This window comes from Pontibacter sp. HSC-36F09 (assembly GCF_024171605.1).
Lineage (GTDB): Bacteria > Bacteroidota > Bacteroidia > Cytophagales > Hymenobacteraceae > Pontibacter.
The window spans coordinates 104,551-123,396 of sequence record NZ_JALKAA010000001.1; the positions used below are offsets into that span (position 1 = coordinate 104,551).

The following is an 18,846-nucleotide window of genomic DNA, read 5'->3' on the forward strand; positions in this document are numbered from 1 at the left end:
CTAAAATCCTTAACTTTGTTTGCAAATTCGGGTCGCCAGGTATAGCGTGGCTTTGCCTTTCTGTTTCCTGCGGCCCAAAAACTGTCCCTTAAAAGAACAACGAATAAATAAAATATGGCACTTGTAGAAATGATTATGCCCAAAATGGGTGAGAGTATCATGGAAGGTACCGTTCTGAAATGGCTCAAAAGCGTGGGTGACACGATTGAGCAGGACGAATCGGTGCTGGAAGTAGCTACAGACAAAGTGGACACGGAAGTACCTGCCATTCAGGGTGGTGTACTGAAGGAGATACTGGTACAGGAAGGTGACGTAGTAGCCGTAGGCGCCCCGATCGCGATCATCTCTACCAATGGCGAAGACACAGCCGCTCCTGCTGCTCCGGCTGCTACAGAAGCACCTGCCGCCGCACCTGCGCCTCAGGCAGCCGCTCAACCTGCAGCCGCTTCTGGTGACGGCGCCGTAGCCAAACTCGATCAACCGGCTTCAGGCCGTTTCTACTCGCCGCTTGTGCTCAACATTGCCCGCGAAGAAGGTATTTCAATGCAGGAACTGGAGTATGTACCAGGCACCGGCAAAGAAGGTCGTGTGTCTAAGAAAGACATCCTGACCTACGTAGAGAGCCGCAAAAACGCACCGCAGCAAGCTGCTGCTCCACAGGTTCAGCCACAAGCACAAGCTCCTGCCGCTGCACCGCAACCGCAGGCCGCTCCGGCACCTGCTGCTCAGCCACAGCCTCAGGCTGCTCCTGCCGCTTCCAAACCAGCTGCTTCTTACAGCGGAAACGTCGAGATCATCGAAATGGACCGCATGCGCAAAATGATTGCCGACCGCATGGTGGACAGCAAGCGTATTTCTCCGCACGTAACTTCGTTTGTAGAGGCCGACGTGACCAACATCGTGAACTGGCGCAACAAATGGAAAAACGATTATAAGAGACGCGAAGGTGAGAACCTGACGTTTACGCCAATCTTCATCGATGCGATTGCCAAGGCGATCAAAGACTTCCCGATGATTAATGTGTCCGTGGACGGTGGCAACATCATCCGTCACAAAGATATCAACATAGGTATGGCAGTGGCCCTGCCAAGCGGTAACCTGATCGTGCCAAACATCAAAAATGCCGACCAGCTGAACCTGAACGGCCTGACCAAAAAGGTGAACGACCTGGCTAACCGTGGCCGCATCAACAAACTGACACCAGACGACCTGGCGGGCGGTACTTATACCGTGTCGAACGTGGGTTCATTTGGCAACGTGATGGGTACGCCGATTATCATGCAGCCGCAAGTAGCTATTATGGCCGTGGGTGCTATCAAGAAAAAGCCTGCAGTAATCGAGACGCCGGAGGGCGACCTGATTGGTGTACGTCACTTCATGTTCCTGTCGCACTCTTACGACCACCGTGTAGTGGATGGCTCGCTTGGTGGCATGTTCGTGCGCCGTGTAGCTGATTACCTCGAGAACTTCGATGTGAACCAGTCAATTTAATTTTTGACAAAGGATAATAGACTTTAGGTATAAACAGAAAGCCTGCCTTAGAAAATGGGGCAGGCTTTTTTGTAGGTATAGCATTCTATATACCTTTTTGCTAATATTGAAATATCTGTTTTAACGCGCTTCCGTTAATGAGGAAGTATAACTCAACTACAAAAACCATGAAGAGTGCCATCGCCTGGATAGTAGCCGCCATATTCCTGTTTGCAGCAGTTTATTTCTACTGGCAGAAAAATGACGCCGAAAGTCGTCTGCGTATAGCCGACAACAAATTGGCTGAAACAGGTCAGCAACTGGAACAGGAAGCAGCCGAAACCGATTCGCTGGAAGAGATGGTACTACCGCCCGATACGATGTCAGTCGCGCCTCCTAGCGGTGTGGAATTCGTGGATGAAATGGGCAGCCTGAGCGAAAGCGATATCCAGAAACTCCGTAAAAAAGGCCTGCGCAACCCTGAGGTGGACCTGATGAATGACCTGAGCCGCAAGCAAGGGCAGCTTATACCCAGAGAGGGTGTAGCGGGCGGCACCATGGCCATCCGCGACAGCCGCATCCTGAACGACCGCTATGCCATGGCCTATTATGAAGATGGCCACATCGGCGGCTACATGATTCTGAAATACGAAGTGAACAATGGTAATATTACCTGGCGCGTAGTGGATAGCTCCGCATTGTAGATTTCTGCACGGTATTTGAGTATAGGAAAACAGGTATAAACCACAACAATATGACACCACTATCGCTTCTGTTTCCTATACTTGTCTCGTTTATTTTCAGCCAGAATAGCAATCTTCAGCTGAGCCAGGATCTCAACAAAGACGCAAAGATACTAGCCAACACCTCCGTCTTTATCAGTGACAACGCCACGCTGAGCCCCTCCATGCGGACTGTAGAGAGCGATCTTGAGCTGTTTTATGTGATGTCCAGCATCAACCTTTCGCAAAGTAAATACAGCGCCAGGCAGCAAGGCAAACACCATGTACAAACGTGGCGTTTCAGCGAAGGCAATATCAAGGCCATTCACCAGATCGAGACAACCATAGCACTTGACACAGTAGTAACCCAGCGTTACCTCGAGAACAGAGCCCCCACGCAACAGCGCATCCAAAACGATTTCAAGTTTCGCACTTACGCTGTTTCAACCACAGATGCACTGATCAAACTCTATTACCTCACCGAAGATGAGCAGGGCCTGCTCGAATACAAGATAGACGATCGCCACGTGGAACTTGTGTATCCGAAAAAGAAGCAGGGCCTAAGCGATCTGATGCCGAAAGTGAAAGATGAACTGGACAGGTTAGTAGTAGAGTTGAGTAAGAATCAGAATTCTCAGGATTAGGAAGGATATACAGGATTGTGTAGATGCTGAGGCAAACTGCTCCTGCTTGTCTAGGAAGTCAATCTTCGTGCACGATTAACATCCCCCTGCCCCCTTCGAAGGGGGAGTTTTCAGCTGAAGCCATCTCCTAAGTATAGCTTCATAGGTTCTGTCTTACATCAAGACAACTGATTGTAACCTCCCATACCCCCTTCACCCCATCCCCACCTTCCCATAAAAACAGGGGAAGTAGTCTGCCACTACAGAATTTACTTGTCTAAGCTTTGTATCAAAGTCCACTGGCAGGTATAATAATAGTAACTTGCACTGAAGCAATAGAACAAATCTCCTCAACCAAGTGCACTCAATGACTACCTACTGTTTGAGCGTTTGGGGAGTCTTGACTTTTTTGCTTACTTTGGGGGAAGGGGCCCTCGATTTGTGTCAAGACAAAAAGTAAGGCCCGCCCGGCCAGGGCAAGCTATGAAACAAGCTAGATTGTTAAGCCTGTGATTGCAGTTGCTACACTAGCAAAAAAAAACAGCGGCCGTTCCCTGACGAGAACGGCCGCTGCCATTTTAAAAAGATTATACCTTACAAGGAAGCCAGACTCTGCTCTATCGCATGAATCTTCGCTTCGGCATCGGCTTGTTTCTTGCGCTCGTTGGCAATTACCGTTTCCGGGGCACCGCTTACAAAACGCTCATTGCTAAGCTTCTTTACAACGGAGTTCAGGAAGCCTCTGGTATACTCCAGCTCCTTCTGCAGACGTTCGCGTTCAGCTTCCACGTCAATATTGCCCTCCATCGGGATGAAGAACTCGTCGCCAGCCTCTACAAAGCTGATAGCACCCTCCACGTTTTCCTGCACCAGGGTTATTTCGTTTATGTTGGCCAGCTTGCGGATAATGCTGATGAAGTTGTCATACCCGTCCTGGTTCATCACCTTGATGGCCAAGTCAAGAGACTTGTTAGGTGATATGTTCTTCGAGTTGCGGATGTTTCGGATGGCGGCTACGATTTTCAGCACACTCTCCATTTTCTCCGTCAGTTCCTTATCGAACTTATCCGGTTTTGGCCATGGAGCCACGATCAGGTACTCCTTGTCTTTGCGCTCTTTCAGGTCTTGCCAGATCTCTTCGGTAATGAATGGCATGAACGGGTGCAGCACTTTCAGGATTTTCTCCAGGTATACGATGGTCGTATCGAGCGTCTGCTTGTCGATCGGCTGCTGGTAGGCAGGCTTGATCATCTCAAGATAGCTTGAACAGAAGTCGTCCCATACCAGTTTGTACACAGTCAGCAAAGCGTCCGAAATACGGAATTTGCTGAAGTGGTCTTCCAACTGCACAAAGGCCTCGTTGAAGCGTGAGTCAAACCAAGCCATCGCTGTTTCGTTCGGGCACGGCAGACTCTCATCTACTTCCCAGCCTTTTATCAGGCGATAAGCGTTCCAGATCTTATTGCTGAAGTTACGGCCCTGCTCTACCAGTTTTTCGTCGAACAAGAGGTCGTTACCAGCCGGGGAACTGAAGAGCATACCGGCACGCACGCCGTCAGCGCCATACTGGTCGATCAGGTCAAGCGGGTCCGGTGAGTTGCCCAACGATTTGGACATTTTGCGGCCCTGCGCATCGCGCACGATACCGGTCAGGTATACGTTGCGGAAAGGCGCCTCCTTGCGGAATTCGTAACCAGCCATGATCATACGCGCTACCCAGAAGAACAAAATCTCCGGAGCCGTCACCAGGTCATTGGTTGGGTAATAGTACAGGATGTCTTTGTTATCCGGGTCTTTAAAACCGTCGAACACTGAGATTGGCCACAGCCATGACGAGAACCAGGTATCGAGCACGTCATCGTCCTGGCGCAGATCTTCAGCTTGCAGGTTCGCGTTGCCGCTTTGCTTGCGGGCCAGTTCCAGTGCGTCTTCAGGCGTGGTTGCTACTACAAACGAGCCATCTGGCAGGTAGTAGGCAGGTATACGCTGTCCCCACCATAGCTGGCGCGAGATACACCAGTCGCGGATGCCTTCCATCCAGGAGCGGTACATGTTCTTGAACTTCGGCGGGTGCAGGCGGATCTCGTCGTTCATCACGGCGTCGAGGGCTGGTTTGGCCATCTCCTCCATCTTGCACCACCACTGCATCGACAAGCGCGGCTCAATTACCGCACCCGTACGCTCCGATGTCTGCAGCACGCTCGCGTACTCGTCTACTTTTACCAGCAAACCGGCTTCCTGCAGGTCTTTCACGATGTTGCGACGGGCCGCGAAACGGTCCTGACCAACGTATAGCTGCGCCTTTTCATTCAGCGTGCCATCGTCGTTCAGGATGTCGATGGTTGGCAGGTTATGCTTCTGGCCCAATTCATAGTCGTTCAGGTCGTGCGCCGGCGTCACTTTCAGGGCACCCGTACCGAACTCAATTGATACGTACTCGTCCAGAATCACCGGAATTTCCTTGCCCAGCAATGGGATGCGTACCGATTTTCCATGCAAATGGGTATAGCGCTCGTCATTCGGATTTACAGCCACAGCTACGTCGGCCATGATCGTCTCCGGACGAGAAGTCGCTACGGTGATATAAGTCGGCTCTGAAGTACCTACTACTTCGTAGTTCAGGTGGTACATTTTCGCCATGGTATCTTTGGGTACCACTTCTTCATCCGAAAGGGCGGTACGGCCCAGCGGGTCCCAGTTTACCATGCGCACACCGCGGTAGATCAGGCCTTTGCGGTACAGGTCCACAAACACCTCGATCACGGCTGCACTCAGGTCATCTTCCATCGTGAAGCGGGTACGGTCCCAGTCGCAGGAGGCGCCCAGTTTCTTGAGCTGCTCCAGGATGATGCCGCCGTACTTCTCTTTCCACTCCCAGGCATACTCCAGGAACTCCTCGCGGGAAATATCTTTCTTTTCGATGCCCCTCTCTTTGAGCATGGCCACTACTTTCGCCTCCGTAGCGATGGAAGCGTGGTCGGTGCCCGGTACCCAGCAAGCCTCCTTGCCCTTCATGCGCGCACGACGAATCAGCACATCCTGAATCGTGTTGTTGAGCATGTGGCCCATGTGCAGCACGCCCGTCACGTTTGGCGGCGGAATCACGATGGTGTAAGGCTCCTTTTTCGGGTTAGGCGTAGAACGGAAGAAGCCGCGCTGCATCCAGCTACTGTACCACTTCTCTTCTACTTCTCTGGGGTTATATTTTGTTGAAATCGACATCGTAAACTAGTTTTTCTGCTTTTTGCGCCAAAAGGCAAAATTAAGGATTTTGTGGTAATTGTTGATTGCAGTTTGCGGATTGTTCAACCTGCAGGTATAATAAATATCAAGCAAGTAGGTATTGCCACAGCGGCTACCAGGTATAAGGTATAGCTATACCTGTCACACGACCCGGATGTCATACCTGCTCAGCAAACCTGCCAGTCCGTTCTCCGAGAACTTTGCTTTCTTGATGTTATTAAGTTCCGGATCAATGATATAGTTATAGGCTGTGCTCAAATCGGCTTCGCTGAGGTTGGTTCGCTCAAAAACTGCTCCGGCCAGGTCTGTGTTGTCAAACTTCGCTTTTGTAAGGGTCGCATGCTCGAACACGGCATTTTTTAACGAACAATCGATGAAAAGCGCCTTCGGCATTTTGCGTTTCAGGAAAGAGGTATAATCCATTACGCAACTCTCGAAACCCACTGTAAACAAGAACTCCTCGCACTCGCTGAAGTTTATACCTGTAAGTTTGCACTCCTTAAACGTCACGCCATTTAGGGTCGAGTTACTGAGGCGCAGCATAGCCAGGTTGCAGCCAATGAACTCGCAGTCGGTGAAGCGGTTGTTGGAGAAATCGGCGCTGGAGAAATCACAGTTTTTGAACACGCAGTCTTCAAACTCTCTGCCTTTGACGGCTTTGTTTGGGTAAATGATTTTCTCGAACGTTTTGTCCTGATGCAGTTGCTCTTCCATGGGTATAATTGGCGTGAAGTGAGTAAAAATAAAAAAACCTGCCGTAAGAGACAGGTTTTTTATGCTTTTGGTGCAGGCTATACCTTAGCTGGCCTGGTGCAGCCAGTCTTTCTTTGCCAATAGCTCTTCCTCTGTCTCGCGGTAGTCTGGGTCATCGACGCAGCAATCCACCGGGCAGACAGCAGCACACTGAGGCTCTTCGTGGAAGCCCATGCACTCGGTACACTTATCAGATACAATGTAATAGAACTCGTCCGAAATTGGAGTCTGCGCGGCATCTCCAGCTATGATTTCGCCGCCGTCAATCTCAACTTCCTTCAGAGCCGTGCCACCGCCCCAGGTCCATTCCGCACCGCCCTCGTAGATGGCAGTATTCGGACACTCCGGTTCGCAGGCGCCACAGTTTATACATTCATCCGTGATCATTATCGCCATAATCGTATCTCCTGTATATTTTTAGTACTTTTGTATCGCTTTATTTACTGAACAAAATTAGGAACATTAAGTATCCTTATCAAATAATTTTTAACACAGCGGTTTGCCATGACATTAGAGAACAGAATCGAAGCTTTCGTGAAACTGGGAAAGCAACTGCAGGATTTGACGCCGGAAGAGCGCAAGGCGCTGTCTTTAATTGCCCAGGCCAAGAACCCATGGTTTGATGAGGACAACGTTTCCGCTTCCCTGCAGGGCGTCACGACCCTGCTCGATGAACAGTATCTCCGTGAATGGCTTTACCCATACCACCTCAAACAGGTTACACCTAAAAAGGTTGGCGTGGTGATGGCGGGCAACATCCCGATGGTCGGTTTCCACGATTTTATGTCGGTTTTGCTGAGCGGTCACTTCCTGCTGGCCAAGCTGAGCTCCGACGACGATGTGCTCATGCGCCGCCTTGCCAGCATGCTGGTAGGTATAGAGCCGGCTTTTGCCAACCAGTTTGAGTTCGTGGATATGCTCAAGGAAGCTGACGCCATCATCGCGACCGGCTCCGACAACACAGCCCGCTACTTCGAGTACTACTTTGCCAAGCGCCCGCACATCATCCGGAAGAACCGCACGAGCATCGGTATCCTGACGGGTCACGAAGAGGAAGAAGACCTCCGCGCCCTGGGCAACGATATTTTCCAATACTATGGACTGGGTTGCCGCAACGTTGCCAAGGTATACGTACCCGAGGGCTATACCTTCGACAAGCTGTACGAAGCCAACGAGCACCACAAAACGATTCTCAACCACCACAAGTACCAGAACAACTACGACTATAACAAGTCCATAATGCTGGTTAACCGTGTGCCGCACTTCGATAATGGCTTCCTGCTGGTGCATGAAAGCGCGCAGCTGGTCTCCCCTATCTCGGTGCTCTTCTACGAGACTTTCACCGCCCTGCCCGACCTACGCCAGAAACTGGCTGCTGTAAAAGACAAGACCCAGTGCGTGGTTTCTGCCCATGGCTGGTTGGAGGGTTCTATCCCTTTCGGCGACGCCCAGTGCCCTATGCCATGGGATTATGCTGATGGTGTAGATACAATGGCGTTTTTGCAGAAGCGGTAGGTATAGCGCGATATATGCGAATACATATTCTTTGGGCTATACTTGCACTTATAGTAGCCACAGTTTCAGGTCTGACTGTTTACAGTTTGCTTAAACCTACCTATACCTATAACCGCCCTGCACAACCAGCCTTTGTTATCAGTTTCGATGATAAGTATGTCAGTGAATGGCATGCTCAAAGGGAGCTTTTCAAAAGGTATAAGGTAAAGGCCACCTTCTTTATCACAATGCCACAACAGCTCTCCCAGTCAGAAATAGAAATGCTGCAGGAGCTAGCTGCAGATGGACATGAAATTGCCTCTCATGGCTACCTGCACGAGAACTCCAGTAAGTTTATCAAAGAGCATGGCATAGCCACATATGTTGCACATGAAATCACACCTGCTATTCAAGCTATGCAGGTAATTGGATTCTCTCCCTCCACGTTTGCTTACCCTTATGGTGTCCGCTCCCTTAAGCTTGACCAAGAGCTTACAAAGTACTTCCATCTGCTGAGAGGCGATTCGTGGAAGGTAACAGGGAAAGGTATAGAGGAACAAGACAGAATTTTTTACAAATACGATGGTAGCCGTTTGGTGCACGGCTTAGGTATAGATAACAACAGTGGTGTTACGTTGCAGGATATGGAGGCAGGCTTTAAACGAGCATATCATAATAAAGAGGCAATTATTATTTATGCACATAATATTTCAGAGGATACCACGGGCTACAGTATATCTCCTCAAACACTCGAAGCTGTTTTCCAACTCGCTCAAAAGCATAAATTAAGCTCCCTTACCTTCAGAGAACTAGTTTTGTAAGGCTTTCAAAGTAAGCCCCTTCGTAGAACCAAAATAATAGTGTGGCATGTTTTGTGGTTATATACCTGCCATCACTAAAATTTTACGACTATGAAGAGGACCGAGAAGAGAGCTAGCCTGATAGAGAAGGAGCACATCCCGATGCTTCGCTTTGGCCAGGATGATGTGTTAAAAGACCCCGCAGCCCGCAGTGTACGCAATTACGAAGCCAACCGCGCCACTATTTTGGGTAACGCCTACCGCAACAAAGCCATCATCACGTTTTGCACCGCAGACGGCGATGTTAAAAGAGTAGAGACTACGGTTTGGTGCTATGACGATAAGTTTGTGCTGCTGAAGTCAGGTACGTTTCTCCCTCTCAATTCCATTCTAAAAATAGAGAACAGCTAATGGCACAACACCTGACCAGTTGCTATACCTGTAGAAAGATTTCAAATAAACTAAAACAGCCCGCTTTAGAAAATCAATTCTTCTGCGGGCTGTTTAGTTTATATGCTACTGTCAGTTGGAGGTCAAGCTTCTGACATTATAAATTCTAAAAATCTGTGGGCGAACTCTTTTATAGTTACTCAAACGAATAATATTTCGTGCTCGATTCGGACAGGTCGCGACTTGTCCCTACACAGTGAATTAAATCCTATCCAGCACCTTCACAATCAGGCTATCAATCACTTCCTCAGCATTTGCTGCGAACTCCTGCGAAATACGGTTAGCGACGATGGCATTGAGCGACAGCATTTCGTGGCCCAGCAAACGGCCCAAGGCGTAATAGCCCGCTGTCTCCATTTCGAAGTTGGTCAAACGGAAATCGCATACCTTAAAATCCTGGTATACCTTCAGTAGATCCGGATTGCGTAGGCCGCCGCGCAGCACACGGCCCTGCGGTGCGTAAAAGCCGGGGCAGGTAAGCGTATTCCCCGGAATCATATCAAATGTAATCTTGTCGATCAGACTTTTAGAGCCATTTACTACATAAGGTCGGAAACCTACACCCAACTGCTCCTGCAGGGCTTTGCTGATGCTTTGCTCGTTTTCGTCCTGCTCCAGCGGGTAAAACTCCATCAGCGAATCCAGGCCTACGCCGTAGTGTGAGGCCAGATGACTACCCAGTGGAATATCCGACTGCAGCGAACCAGATGTACCGATGCGCACAATCTTCAATGCTATCTTCTCCTCATTCTGCTCCCGCGACTGAAAATCAATGTTCACCAAGGCATCCAGTTCGTTCATCAGAATATCGATATTATCGGTGCCCATACCTGTCGAGATGACCGTGATGCGTTTGCCTTTGTAGTAGCCGGTGTGCGTCACGAATTCGCGTTTGGTAATCTGTACCTCAATCTCGTCGAAATACTTGCTCACCATGGGCACGCGGTCCGGGTCGCCTACCGTGATAATGGTGTCTGAAATGTGCTCTGGCTGCAGATTGAGGTGGTAAATGGTGCCGTTCTTATTGATGATCAGTTCTGATGCTGGAATTGCCATAGGATTGGTTGTGTTAAAAACAAAGAAAAGCGTGGCTGACGAGCGCACGCTTTTCCTTGCTTTAGAGAATACTTACTTAGATACGATAGAAGTCTTGCGACGGTTGAATCCTTTGAGTGGATTGTAGCCATTCAGATTCTTTTGGTAGTAGCCGGTGCCGTCGTAAGCACGTTTTTCCGGGTGCTCTTTGCACTCGGTAGAGCAGGCTCCTTCCAGTTCCCAGCCGCATTTTTCGCAGATAGGCACGTGCAGGTTGCACACCGGGTTGGCGCAGTTCACCATGCGGTCTTCCACGGTGCCGCATACGTGGCACTTCGAAATCACCTTCGGGTTTACAGAGTTCACCTCTACAGCCACACGGTTATCGAACACGTAGCACTTGCCCTCGAAATCTTCGCCGCCGGCTTCTTTGCCATACTTGATAATGCCGCCATGCAGCTGATATACGTCCTCAAAACCCTGCTCCAGCAAGAAAGCACTGGCTTTTTCGCATTTTATACCACCTGTGCAGTAGGTCAGTATCTTCTTGCCTTTCAACTCTTCCTTCAGCGTATCGATCCTCTCCGGAAATTCACGGAAGTTCTCGATGTCCAGGGTTACGGCGTTTTTGAAGCGACCCACGCTGTACTCGTAGTCTGAGCGCATGTCCATTACCACCACATCGTCGCGGTCTTTCATTTCCTTGAACTCCTTCGGCTCCAGGTGTATACCTGTGCGAACGTTCGGGTCGATGTGTAGCAGGCCGGAGTGTACGATCTCAGCTTTAGTACGCACATGCAACTTGGCAAAAGCGTGTTTGTCTGACTCGTCTACTTTGAAGTCGACTTTAGCGAAGCGCGGATCGGCTTCTACGATCTCCATGTACTTCTCACAGTCTTCTTTCAGACCGGAAACGGTACCGTTGAGGCCCTCTTTGGAGATGATGATGCGGCCGAGCAGATTCAGCTCCAGGCAAAGTAAATGGTGCTCCTCCCGGAACGCTTCTGGGTCTGCTATCGGTGTGTAGCAGTAGTACAGTAGTATGCTGTATGGCTTGTTCATAACTGCTTAGTTTCGGCTAAGTGTTTGAGTTAAATTGTTTGCCCCTTCGGGGCTATTGTTAAATTGTTGAATTGTTTGGTGCACGATTCGTACAGGTCGCGACCTGTTTCTACGAACGGGCTTGTTTTTATACCTACCCGACACGACGTCACGGTGTAACGTCGCTGCATTTTAACTTTTCAACCTTCTGCAAATTTCCTGCTTTTCTTTTTAACCAAAAATGACTTTGGTCAGTTCGGTTTTGGAAAACAGGACAGGTATAAAATTACTTAATCGGAGCGGCCGGGTTGCCGAACACAGTGGCTTTGGCGGGCACGTTGGCTACTACTACAGAGCCGGCGCCTATGCGGGCATTTTTACCCACTTTCACACCTGACACGATCACAGCACCTGTACCAATAAAGGCACCGTCTTCTACCACCACTTCGGAGTTGATGAGGGCACCTGCACCGATCTGCACGTTGTCCCCGATTTCGGCTTTGGTATCGACCAGCGCACGGGATTCGATGACGTTGTTGTTGCCGATTTTGGCGTTGTTGTTTACGATAGCACCTGCACCGATCATGTTGCCGTGGCCCAGCCAGGCAAATTCTGACACGGCACTAAACTTATGAATCGCATTGACTGGCACCACTTTGTACTCGTCTTTAAGCATCTTGACAAGGCCTTTGCGGGCGGCTGAGTCCTCTACGGCTACAAACACATCGCACTTTTTGCCAATCAGTTTCAGGAATTCGCTGTCTTCAGTGCCGCTCATCACCGACACATTGTTCAGTTCCTGCTGCTGCAGGTCCTTGCTGTCGTCGAGGAAGCAGTACACCACCACGTTGTTGCTGTTGAAAATATCGAGAGCTGCCGTACCCAGTTTCTGGGCACCAAGTATAATTACCGGATTTTGCATAGCCTATGTCAAATAAGGTGCAAAGGTACGAAGATTAGCGCTAATCTGCAGCGATTTGTGCGGGTTCGTCTTCCTCTGGTTGATGCTGACGGACGGGGAGCAGGTAGCTGAGCAAGTCGCTGTTGGTTTTGCAGAGCAGCAGCAGGTATACCACAAAGGGCAGCACCACCACTCTATACCTGTTCAGCGTACCCAGGTTCGGCATGCTGTAAGCCAGCAGAACACCCATTGCAAACAGGTATACCAACACCGCTAGCAGCAGGTAACCATAGCGCCATTTTATACGGCCTGCCTCAAATAGATCGCGCAAAAAACCAAAGGCCAGCACCAGTAGCAAGGTATTCTCAATCGCTGCCGCAAAGGTGCGGATATTGTAAGCCTCCCAGATAAAAGGCCGGAACAGCATACCGATGAAAGCCAGTTGCGAGTGTAGTGCAAAGCTCAGGTAGGTGGGTTCCAGAAACGGAAAATCGATGCGTGGTTTGCCTTGCGATGCAATTAAGCTCACCTGATAGTTTTGATAGACCACATCGGGCAGGGCCTCCAGGTGCAGGTTGGGGTTAAGCTGCGATCCGAGCCAGGCTATACCTGAAAACAGCACCAGAAGCGCCACTCCCTTCAATAACCAATGGATGTGCGCCAGTTTCGCACTGTAAAAAATCAACCGCACTAACAGGGCCAGGGCGACCAGCAGCACCAGCGCCACCGCCACAAAGTACTTCACGAGCCAGATCAGGTATAACCCCACCACTGCCAGCAACAGGTATAGCAACGGCTTGGATTTCGCGAACAGCAGGTATAGACTACTACCCAGCAATAGCCCCATACCGCCCAGCACTATACTTTCTTTGAGCACGCCCGACGACCAGAATACCACTGACGGGAATAGCAGAAAAGCCACTACGGCAGGTATAGCGGTGTTGGCAAAATAGCGGGCAATCGCATTCACAAAAAACCAGAGCCCCGCAAAACTGAACAGTGACAGGTATAGCGAACTGATGTAATAGTTACCGTTGGTAAGCAGCAGGGGCACACTCAGCAAGCGCGGCATGTTCCAGGCACTTTCGTAAAAAGGCTTTTGCAGCCCTTGCAGCGGAGTGCCCGTTGGGTCGTTAAAAAAAAGATAATGCAGATAAGTGCTTAAACCTTGCTCGCGTGCCAGGTCAGTTATCAGGAGGGCGCGTTGGTAGTAGAGTTGCGTATCGCCCTTGTCATACACATAAAAGCTGAGCACCCCGATAAGCAGTCCGCAGGCGAGCTTAAAGAGCAGGGTCGGGAAGAAGAACGGACGTAGTTTTTCATTCCAGTTCTGCTTCCAGAGCCACCACACCAGCCCGACCAGCACCAGCAGGTTCAGGCTGTAAATTAGTATACTCACGAAGTTGGTATATTTTGCTTCATAATCTTGTTGCCGATGGCGCAGCGCAGGCAGTTTACCGGCTGGCAGTAGCGTTTGTAGAGTCCGAGCGCAGCCTGGTTATCGGCAGCGGAGGCGGCCTTCCAGCCCAGTTCCTCGTACTGCCGCGTGATGCGGTTGCTGGCTTCTTTCCCCTTTTCGAGCAGGTCCACCGCTTTATCCAGATGCTCTAGTTGCCCCGTATGCACAGCATAAGCTGCTAACAAAGGCGCTGCCACATTAATGGTCAGGTTCTGCGCGCTCGACTTGCCCAGTTGCACCTGCACCGCCTTCGACTCTGCCCCAAAGGTATAATGTTTTTGCCAATATGCCGACACCGGCGCCTGCCACAGCGCATCGTAGTTTCTGGCTCCCTCGGTTTGGATGATGGTGGAAAACAGGCTTTTGTGCTTGTGCAGCAGCGCGGCCAGTTGCGCCAGCCGCACGGTTGGAAAATTAGCAGGGCGCATGCGCAGAAAATTCCAGTGATGGCGCTGTATAGCCAAATCCTGCAGGTTGTATTTGCGGCTCAGATAGGTATACTCTCTGACCAATGTGGTGCTGTACTCGTCTGCAGGCACCGCCAGAAAACCTGCCTGCCCGAACAGCAGAGCCTCCAGCTGAAATAAATCGTGCTGGTGTTTGCGCACCACCTGCATAGGCAGCGCTCGCGCCAATCGCTCAAAAGAATCCTGGTTAATTTTGAACCCAAAGCCTTTGCATAGCACCTGAAAAGCAGTGGCTTCCCAGTCGTTGTTGAGCTGGCGGTATACCTGCAGCACTTCTTCCCCTTTCAGCTCCAGCCGTTCGGTGAGGGCACGCCCCAGCATCATGGTTTTGGTTATGTCGGGTACGTGCGGCCAGAAGCTGGCGCAAGGTATAGCAAACGGTGCGCGTCGCAGTTGTTCGTAGGTATAGAGCAGGGCCGTGTTTACGCGGTTTTTCAACTCGATAGTAGGTATAGCCGTGCCATCAGTCCGCTTCACAGGTTCATCGGCTTCCCATACCACATGCAGCACCACCTGGTTATACTTAAAGTCGAGCTGATGTTGGTGCCGTCGCCAGTCCGAGCCGCGCAGGTGTATCTCTACGCTACCCGACCACTCCACCTCTCCTACCCGGACAATCGCCTCCTTGAAATCAGGACCCGCATCCGTGTTATACATACCCACACGCAGCACCTGCACCAGCTCCCCTTCTACTGTATACAAATCCGTTTTGTCGAAATACTGATGCTGCCAGATGTAGTGCAAGAACTCTTCTTTCATGGGTGGTAGTTGTGGGTTGGACAAGAATACGAAGTCAGCGTTCGGAGGTTAATATGTAGGGACAGGTCGCGGCCTGTCCAGGAAATAGCTGCTCTATAAGCAGGAACTGCAGGTCCAACAGCGACAACCATCAAAAAATGGATTGGGCAAACAATTGACGATGCACATATTCTTGTATTCGATTGCCGGTGCACGATTCGGACAGGCCGCGATCTGTCCCTACAAATCACAACTCTCAAATCCCTAAACTCCCAAACTTTCGTATCTTTGCAGCCTTAAAATTAAACGATTATGATTTCAGTTGACGCGGTGAGCGTGGAGTTCAATGGTGCGGCCCTTTTCAGCAATGTTTCTTTCAACATCAACGAAAACGACCGCATTGCCCTCATGGGAAAAAATGGAGCGGGTAAGTCTACGCTGCTCAAAATTATAGCAGGCGCCAGTAAGCCGACCCGTGGCAAGGTATCGGCACCGAAGGATGCTGTGATCGCCTACCTGCCGCAGCACCTGCTTACCGAAGACAACTGCACCGTGTTCGAGGAGGCCTCTAAAGCCTTTGCCAAAGTGCTCGACATGAAAAAGCAGATGGATGCCCTCAATGCCGAGCTGGAGACCCGCACCGACTACGACTCTGATGACTACTATAAAATCATCGAGCAGGTATCGGAACTGGGCGAAAAATACTACTCCATTGAGGAGATCAACTTCGATGCCGAGGTAGAGGTTACGCTCAAAGGACTTGGCTTTAGCCGCGAAGATTTCACGCGTTCTACCACCGAGTTCAGCGGTGGCTGGCGCATGCGCATCGAACTGGCTAAGATTCTGCTTCAGAAGCCGGACCTGATCCTGCTCGACGAACCGACCAACCACCTCGACATTGAGTCCATTCAGTGGCTGGAGGATTTCCTTGTGAATAACGCCAAGGCAGTGATCGTGATCTCGCACGACAAGACCTTCGTGGACAATATCACCAACCGCACCATTGAGGTGACGATGGGCCGCATTTACGACTACAAGGTTACGTACAGCCAATACCTGCAGCTGCGCAAAGAGCGCCGCGAGCAGCAGCAAAAGCAGTTTGACGACCAGCAGAAAGAAATAGCCGATATCCAGACCTTTATTGACCGCTTCAAGGGCACCTATTCTAAAACCCTGCAGGTACAGTCACGGGTGAAGATGCTCGAGAAGATGGAGATCGTGGAAGTGGACGAAGTGGATACTTCGGCTCTGAACGTCAAGTTCCCACCAGCGCCCCGCTCGGGCAACTATCCGGTTATCGTGGAGGAGCTGACCAAAAAGTACGGTGACTATACCGTGTTCAAAGACGCTTCCATGACGATTAACCGGGGCGAGAAAGTAGCCTTTGTGGGTAAGAACGGCGAGGGCAAGTCTACGATGGTGAAAGCCATCATGGGTGAGATCGATTTTGAAGGCAAGCTGCAATTGGGTCACAACTGCCTGATTGGCTACTTTGCCCAGAACCAGGCCGCCCTGCTCGATGGTGAACTGACCGTATTCCAGACCATCGACGAGATTGCCGTGGGCGATGCCCGAACACGTGTAAAGGACCTGCTGGGTGCCTTCATGTTCAGCGGCGACACCATCGAGAAAAAAGTAAAGGTGCTCTCGGGTGGTGAGAAGACGCGACTGGCCATGATCAAGCTGTTGCTGCAACCGGTGAACCTGCTCATCCTTGACGAACCGACCAACCACCTCGACATTAAGACCAAAGACATCCTGAAAGATGCGTTGAAAGCCTTCGACGGCACGATCATACTCGTATCACACGACCGCGACTTCCTCGACGGACTGGCTGATAAGGTATTTGAGTTTGGCAACAAACGCGTGCGCGAGCACTTCGAGAACATCAACGGCTTCCTCAAAAACAAGAAAATGGAAAACCTGCGGGAGATAGAACGCACCGTTGCCAAGTAATACACCAAGCCCCGGTCAAGAAGCCGGGGCTTTTTTGTGAACCGCTATACCCTGTGGCAACTCTTAAAAGGCTCAGCAGTATGCAATTCAGATGAAGGTGCAAATCAAGCAAATTATAAGCGCAGAGGCGAGGGCACTGTTCGAACTTAAGAAAACCGAGCGGCTCTGGCACATCCCTTTGCTGGCTTCTTTGTGCACCGGCCTGCCCCTGCTGGCAGGCTATGCCATTGGTCGCCTCGACTTTGGTATACTGGGCTGTATTGGGGGCCTGGTGATCCTATACCTGCCGACCCATGCCACGTTGGCCCATCGCATGATCACGCTGATCGCCTGTTGTTTTGGCTTTATGGTGTCCTTTGCCACCGGAATCAGTTTCAGCTTTAATCCCTATGCCTCTTCGCTTGCCATCGGCTTGTTTGCGCTGGGAATGCACTGGGTGGCAAATTATTTTGCCATGAAACCGCCTGGCAGCTTCTTCTTTATCATGATCGCCTCCATTGCCAGTGTCATGCCCTTCGAGCTGGAGAATATCCCGACTCGCATCGGCTTGATAAGCATCGGCACGATGCTGGCCTGTCTGCTGGCTTTTTTCTACAGCCTGCTCATGCTCCGGAATCAAAAACCTGTGACTGAGTTGCTGGTTGTACGGAAGAGCGTTTACTCCAACCTGGTCGAGTCTGTGGTGGTAGGCGTGTTTATGGGGGCATCGCTAATTACCGGTCACTTGCTGCAACTGGAAAACCCTTACTGGGTACCAATTTCCTGCCTGGCCGTTATGCAGGGAGTGAGTTTGCGCCACGTGTGGCAGCGCAGCTTTCAGCGTATAGCGGGCACTTTCCTGGGTATGGGGCTCGCTTGGCTATTGCTGTCCTATACTACCACACCACTGTCGCTTTGCCTTGGCATTATTGCTTTGCAGTTTATCATTGAGATGCTCGTGGTGCGGCACTACGGATTGGCCGTAATTTTCATTACGCCCATGACCCTCTTTCTGGCGGAAGCTGGCAGCGCCATGACAGCAGATCCCAATGCGCTCATCTACACCCGCTTCGTGGACATCGTGCTGGGGAGTCTGATCGGAGCTGTTGGTGGCGTGTTCTTATATCACCAGAAACTACGGCACAATGCGGTGCGGCAGCTTCGGAAAACTCGTGTTGCAATTTTGAGAAAGGAAAGGTGGGGTTAGTGGTGTGATTGCCGGAATTAACCTGCTTATTGATAAGGTATAAAGCATACGTCCTTAAAACTTCCGGCAACCTGTATTGTATCGCCCAAGCCATTCTTATGGTTTTTTACGGCTTTGAAATGGAAATCTCCGGACACTTTTTTCTTTGACCTGTTGAAGCTGATTATTCTTATCTGGCCTTCAGGATCATTTTCCAGCATCATATAAGTGTACGCTTCGCTGATAATGGCCCCTTGCCCTGCCTGTACAGCGCATTTCTCAAAGCTCTCATCAGCAGTTCTACAGTTTAGATACTCGGTTTTCTTTTTGAATGTGGTAACAAAGGCTGCGTCGGGAGTTGAACCGATCAAATGCCAGTTCTCCATGAACATGGCAAGGTATAAGGTGTCGTTACCAACCAGACTAAAGAGATCTAACCGAAGCCTTTTATCCCGCTCCATGAAAGCAGCACGCGGGCTCGAAGCTCAGTAAGGAGCTCCATTAATCGAGAGCTCCGTCTGTCCACACG

Annotated in this window: 17 protein-coding genes; 8 read left to right on the forward strand and 9 right to left on the reverse strand. The window is 50.5% G+C overall.

From position 1 onward, the window contains the following. Positions 1-114: 114 nt before the first annotated feature. The 3 genes from L1278_RS00370 (at position 115) to L1278_RS00380 (ending at position 2,836) form a co-directional block, all read left to right on the forward strand. On the forward strand, positions 115-1,491 hold the full coding sequence (locus L1278_RS00370) for a dihydrolipoamide acetyltransferase family protein (protein ID WP_253400527.1): 1,377 nt from the start codon (positions 115-117) through the stop codon (positions 1,489-1,491). A 167-nt stretch (positions 1,492-1,658) separates the two neighbouring features. Next, complete coding sequence (locus tag L1278_RS00375; protein ID WP_253400528.1) at positions 1,659-2,174, forward strand: hypothetical protein; 516 nt, start codon at positions 1,659-1,661, stop codon at positions 2,172-2,174. 50 nt (positions 2,175-2,224) lie between these two features. Further along, positions 2,225-2,836, forward strand: a complete 612-nt coding sequence (locus L1278_RS00380) for a hypothetical protein (protein ID WP_253400529.1) — start codon at positions 2,225-2,227, stop codon at positions 2,834-2,836. A 573-nt stretch (positions 2,837-3,409) separates the two neighbouring features. On the opposite strand, the gene L1278_RS00385 is transcribed toward L1278_RS00380, so the two are convergent. The 3 genes from L1278_RS00385 to L1278_RS00395 form a co-directional block, all read right to left on the reverse strand. Beyond that, positions 3,410-6,037: a valine--tRNA ligase gene (locus L1278_RS00385; RefSeq protein WP_253400530.1), complete on the reverse strand. Its 2,628-nt coding sequence runs from the start codon at positions 6,035-6,037 to the stop codon at positions 3,410-3,412. Positions 6,038-6,199: 162 nt separating this feature from the next. Continuing rightward, on the reverse strand, positions 6,200-6,772 hold the full coding sequence (locus L1278_RS00390) for a pentapeptide repeat-containing protein (protein ID WP_253400531.1): 573 nt from the start codon (positions 6,770-6,772) through the stop codon (positions 6,200-6,202). 84 nt (positions 6,773-6,856) lie between these two features. Next, positions 6,857-7,207 carry a 4Fe-4S dicluster domain-containing protein gene (locus L1278_RS00395; RefSeq protein WP_253400532.1) on the reverse strand — a complete coding sequence of 117 codons (351 nt, stop codon included), beginning with the start codon at positions 7,205-7,207 and terminating at the stop codon, positions 6,857-6,859. Between the two features lie 108 nt (positions 7,208-7,315). Between L1278_RS00395 and L1278_RS00400 the strand changes: the two genes are divergently transcribed. The 3 genes from L1278_RS00400 to L1278_RS00410 all read left to right on the forward strand — a co-directional run bounded on the left by L1278_RS00400 (position 7,316) and on the right by L1278_RS00410 (position 9,516). Continuing rightward, positions 7,316-8,326, forward strand: coding sequence for an acyl-CoA reductase (locus L1278_RS00400; protein ID WP_253400533.1), 1,011 nt, complete (start codon positions 7,316-7,318; stop codon positions 8,324-8,326). A 14-nt stretch (positions 8,327-8,340) separates the two neighbouring features. Continuing rightward, a complete protein-coding gene (locus L1278_RS00405) occupies positions 8,341-9,126 on the forward strand; it encodes a polysaccharide deacetylase family protein (protein ID WP_253400534.1) in 786 nt (261 codons plus the stop codon). 90 nt (positions 9,127-9,216) lie between these two features. Beyond that, complete coding sequence (locus L1278_RS00410; RefSeq protein ID WP_253400535.1) at positions 9,217-9,516, forward strand: hypothetical protein; 300 nt, start codon at positions 9,217-9,219, stop codon at positions 9,514-9,516. A 240-nt stretch (positions 9,517-9,756) separates the two neighbouring features. Here L1278_RS00410 and L1278_RS00415 read toward each other — a convergent pair whose 3' ends face one another. The 5 genes from L1278_RS00415 to L1278_RS00435 form a co-directional block, all read right to left on the reverse strand. Further along, the gene (locus L1278_RS00415; RefSeq protein ID WP_253400536.1) at positions 9,757-10,611 is read right to left on the reverse strand and encodes a nucleoside phosphorylase; all 855 of its coding nucleotides are present in this window, start codon (positions 10,609-10,611) and stop codon (positions 9,757-9,759) included. A gap of 72 nt (positions 10,612-10,683) precedes the next feature. Next, positions 10,684-11,652, reverse strand: a complete 969-nt coding sequence (locus tag L1278_RS00420; protein ID WP_253400537.1) for a rhodanese-related sulfurtransferase — start codon at positions 11,650-11,652, stop codon at positions 10,684-10,686. Between the two features lie 265 nt (positions 11,653-11,917). Continuing rightward, positions 11,918-12,553, reverse strand: a complete 636-nt coding sequence (locus tag L1278_RS00425; protein ID WP_253400538.1) for a NeuD/PglB/VioB family sugar acetyltransferase — start codon at positions 12,551-12,553, stop codon at positions 11,918-11,920. Between the two features lie 40 nt (positions 12,554-12,593). Next, positions 12,594-13,931: a hypothetical protein gene (locus tag L1278_RS00430; protein WP_253400539.1), complete on the reverse strand. Its 1,338-nt coding sequence runs from the start codon at positions 13,929-13,931 to the stop codon at positions 12,594-12,596. Then, complete coding sequence (locus tag L1278_RS00435) at positions 13,928-15,217, reverse strand: DUF2851 family protein (protein WP_253400540.1); 1,290 nt, start codon at positions 15,215-15,217, stop codon at positions 13,928-13,930. The genes L1278_RS00430 and L1278_RS00435 overlap by 4 nt, the downstream gene beginning before the upstream one ends. A gap of 291 nt (positions 15,218-15,508) precedes the next feature. On the opposite strand from L1278_RS00435, the gene L1278_RS00440 reads away from it, so the two are divergent. Both L1278_RS00440 and L1278_RS00445 read left to right on the forward strand, forming a co-directional pair. After that, positions 15,509-17,152, forward strand: a complete 1,644-nt coding sequence (locus L1278_RS00440) for an ABC-F family ATP-binding cassette domain-containing protein (RefSeq protein WP_253400541.1) — start codon at positions 15,509-15,511, stop codon at positions 17,150-17,152. A gap of 97 nt (positions 17,153-17,249) precedes the next feature. Continuing rightward, a complete protein-coding gene (locus L1278_RS00445; RefSeq protein ID WP_371927294.1) occupies positions 17,250-18,338 on the forward strand; it encodes an FUSC family protein in 1,089 nt (362 codons plus the stop codon). Positions 18,339-18,364: 26 nt separating this feature from the next. Here the strand turns inward: L1278_RS00445 and L1278_RS00450 are convergent, their stop codons facing one another. After that, on the reverse strand, positions 18,365-18,709 hold the full coding sequence (locus L1278_RS00450; protein ID WP_253400543.1) for a hypothetical protein: 345 nt from the start codon (positions 18,707-18,709) through the stop codon (positions 18,365-18,367). Positions 18,710-18,846: the final 137 nt, after the last annotated feature.

What these genes read in the sequence shown, in the direction of transcription:
- L1278_RS00370 (WP_253400527.1), top strand. Translation starts at nt 115, where the DNA reads ATGGCACTTGTAGAAATGATTATGCCCAAAATGGGTGAGAGTATCATG.
- L1278_RS00415 (WP_253400536.1), bottom strand. Translation starts at nt 10,611, where the DNA reads ATGGCAATTCCAGCATCAGAACTGATCATCAATAAGAACGGCACCATT.
- L1278_RS00400 (WP_253400533.1), top strand. Translation starts at nt 7,316, where the DNA reads ATGACATTAGAGAACAGAATCGAAGCTTTCGTGAAACTGGGAAAGCAA.
- L1278_RS00375 (WP_253400528.1), top strand. Translation starts at nt 1,659, where the DNA reads ATGAAGAGTGCCATCGCCTGGATAGTAGCCGCCATATTCCTGTTTGCA.
- L1278_RS00425 (WP_253400538.1), bottom strand. Translation starts at nt 12,553, where the DNA reads ATGCAAAATCCGGTAATTATACTTGGTGCCCAGAAACTGGGTACGGCA.
- L1278_RS00395 (WP_253400532.1), bottom strand. Translation starts at nt 7,207, where the DNA reads ATGGCGATAATGATCACGGATGAATGTATAAACTGTGGCGCCTGCGAA.
- L1278_RS00440 (WP_253400541.1), top strand. Translation starts at nt 15,509, where the DNA reads ATGATTTCAGTTGACGCGGTGAGCGTGGAGTTCAATGGTGCGGCCCTT.
- L1278_RS00420 (WP_253400537.1), bottom strand. Translation starts at nt 11,652, where the DNA reads ATGAACAAGCCATACAGCATACTACTGTACTACTGCTACACACCGATA.
- L1278_RS00385 (WP_253400530.1), bottom strand. Translation starts at nt 6,037, where the DNA reads ATGTCGATTTCAACAAAATATAACCCCAGAGAAGTAGAAGAGAAGTGG.
- L1278_RS00435 (WP_253400540.1), bottom strand. Translation starts at nt 15,217, where the DNA reads ATGAAAGAAGAGTTCTTGCACTACATCTGGCAGCATCAGTATTTCGAC.
- L1278_RS00450 (WP_253400543.1), bottom strand. Translation starts at nt 18,709, where the DNA reads ATGTTCATGGAGAACTGGCATTTGATCGGTTCAACTCCCGACGCAGCC.
- L1278_RS00410 (WP_253400535.1), top strand. Translation starts at nt 9,217, where the DNA reads ATGAAGAGGACCGAGAAGAGAGCTAGCCTGATAGAGAAGGAGCACATC.
- L1278_RS00380 (WP_253400529.1), top strand. Translation starts at nt 2,225, where the DNA reads ATGACACCACTATCGCTTCTGTTTCCTATACTTGTCTCGTTTATTTTC.
- L1278_RS00405 (WP_253400534.1), top strand. Translation starts at nt 8,341, where the DNA reads ATGCGAATACATATTCTTTGGGCTATACTTGCACTTATAGTAGCCACA.
- L1278_RS00390 (WP_253400531.1), bottom strand. Translation starts at nt 6,772, where the DNA reads ATGGAAGAGCAACTGCATCAGGACAAAACGTTCGAGAAAATCATTTAC.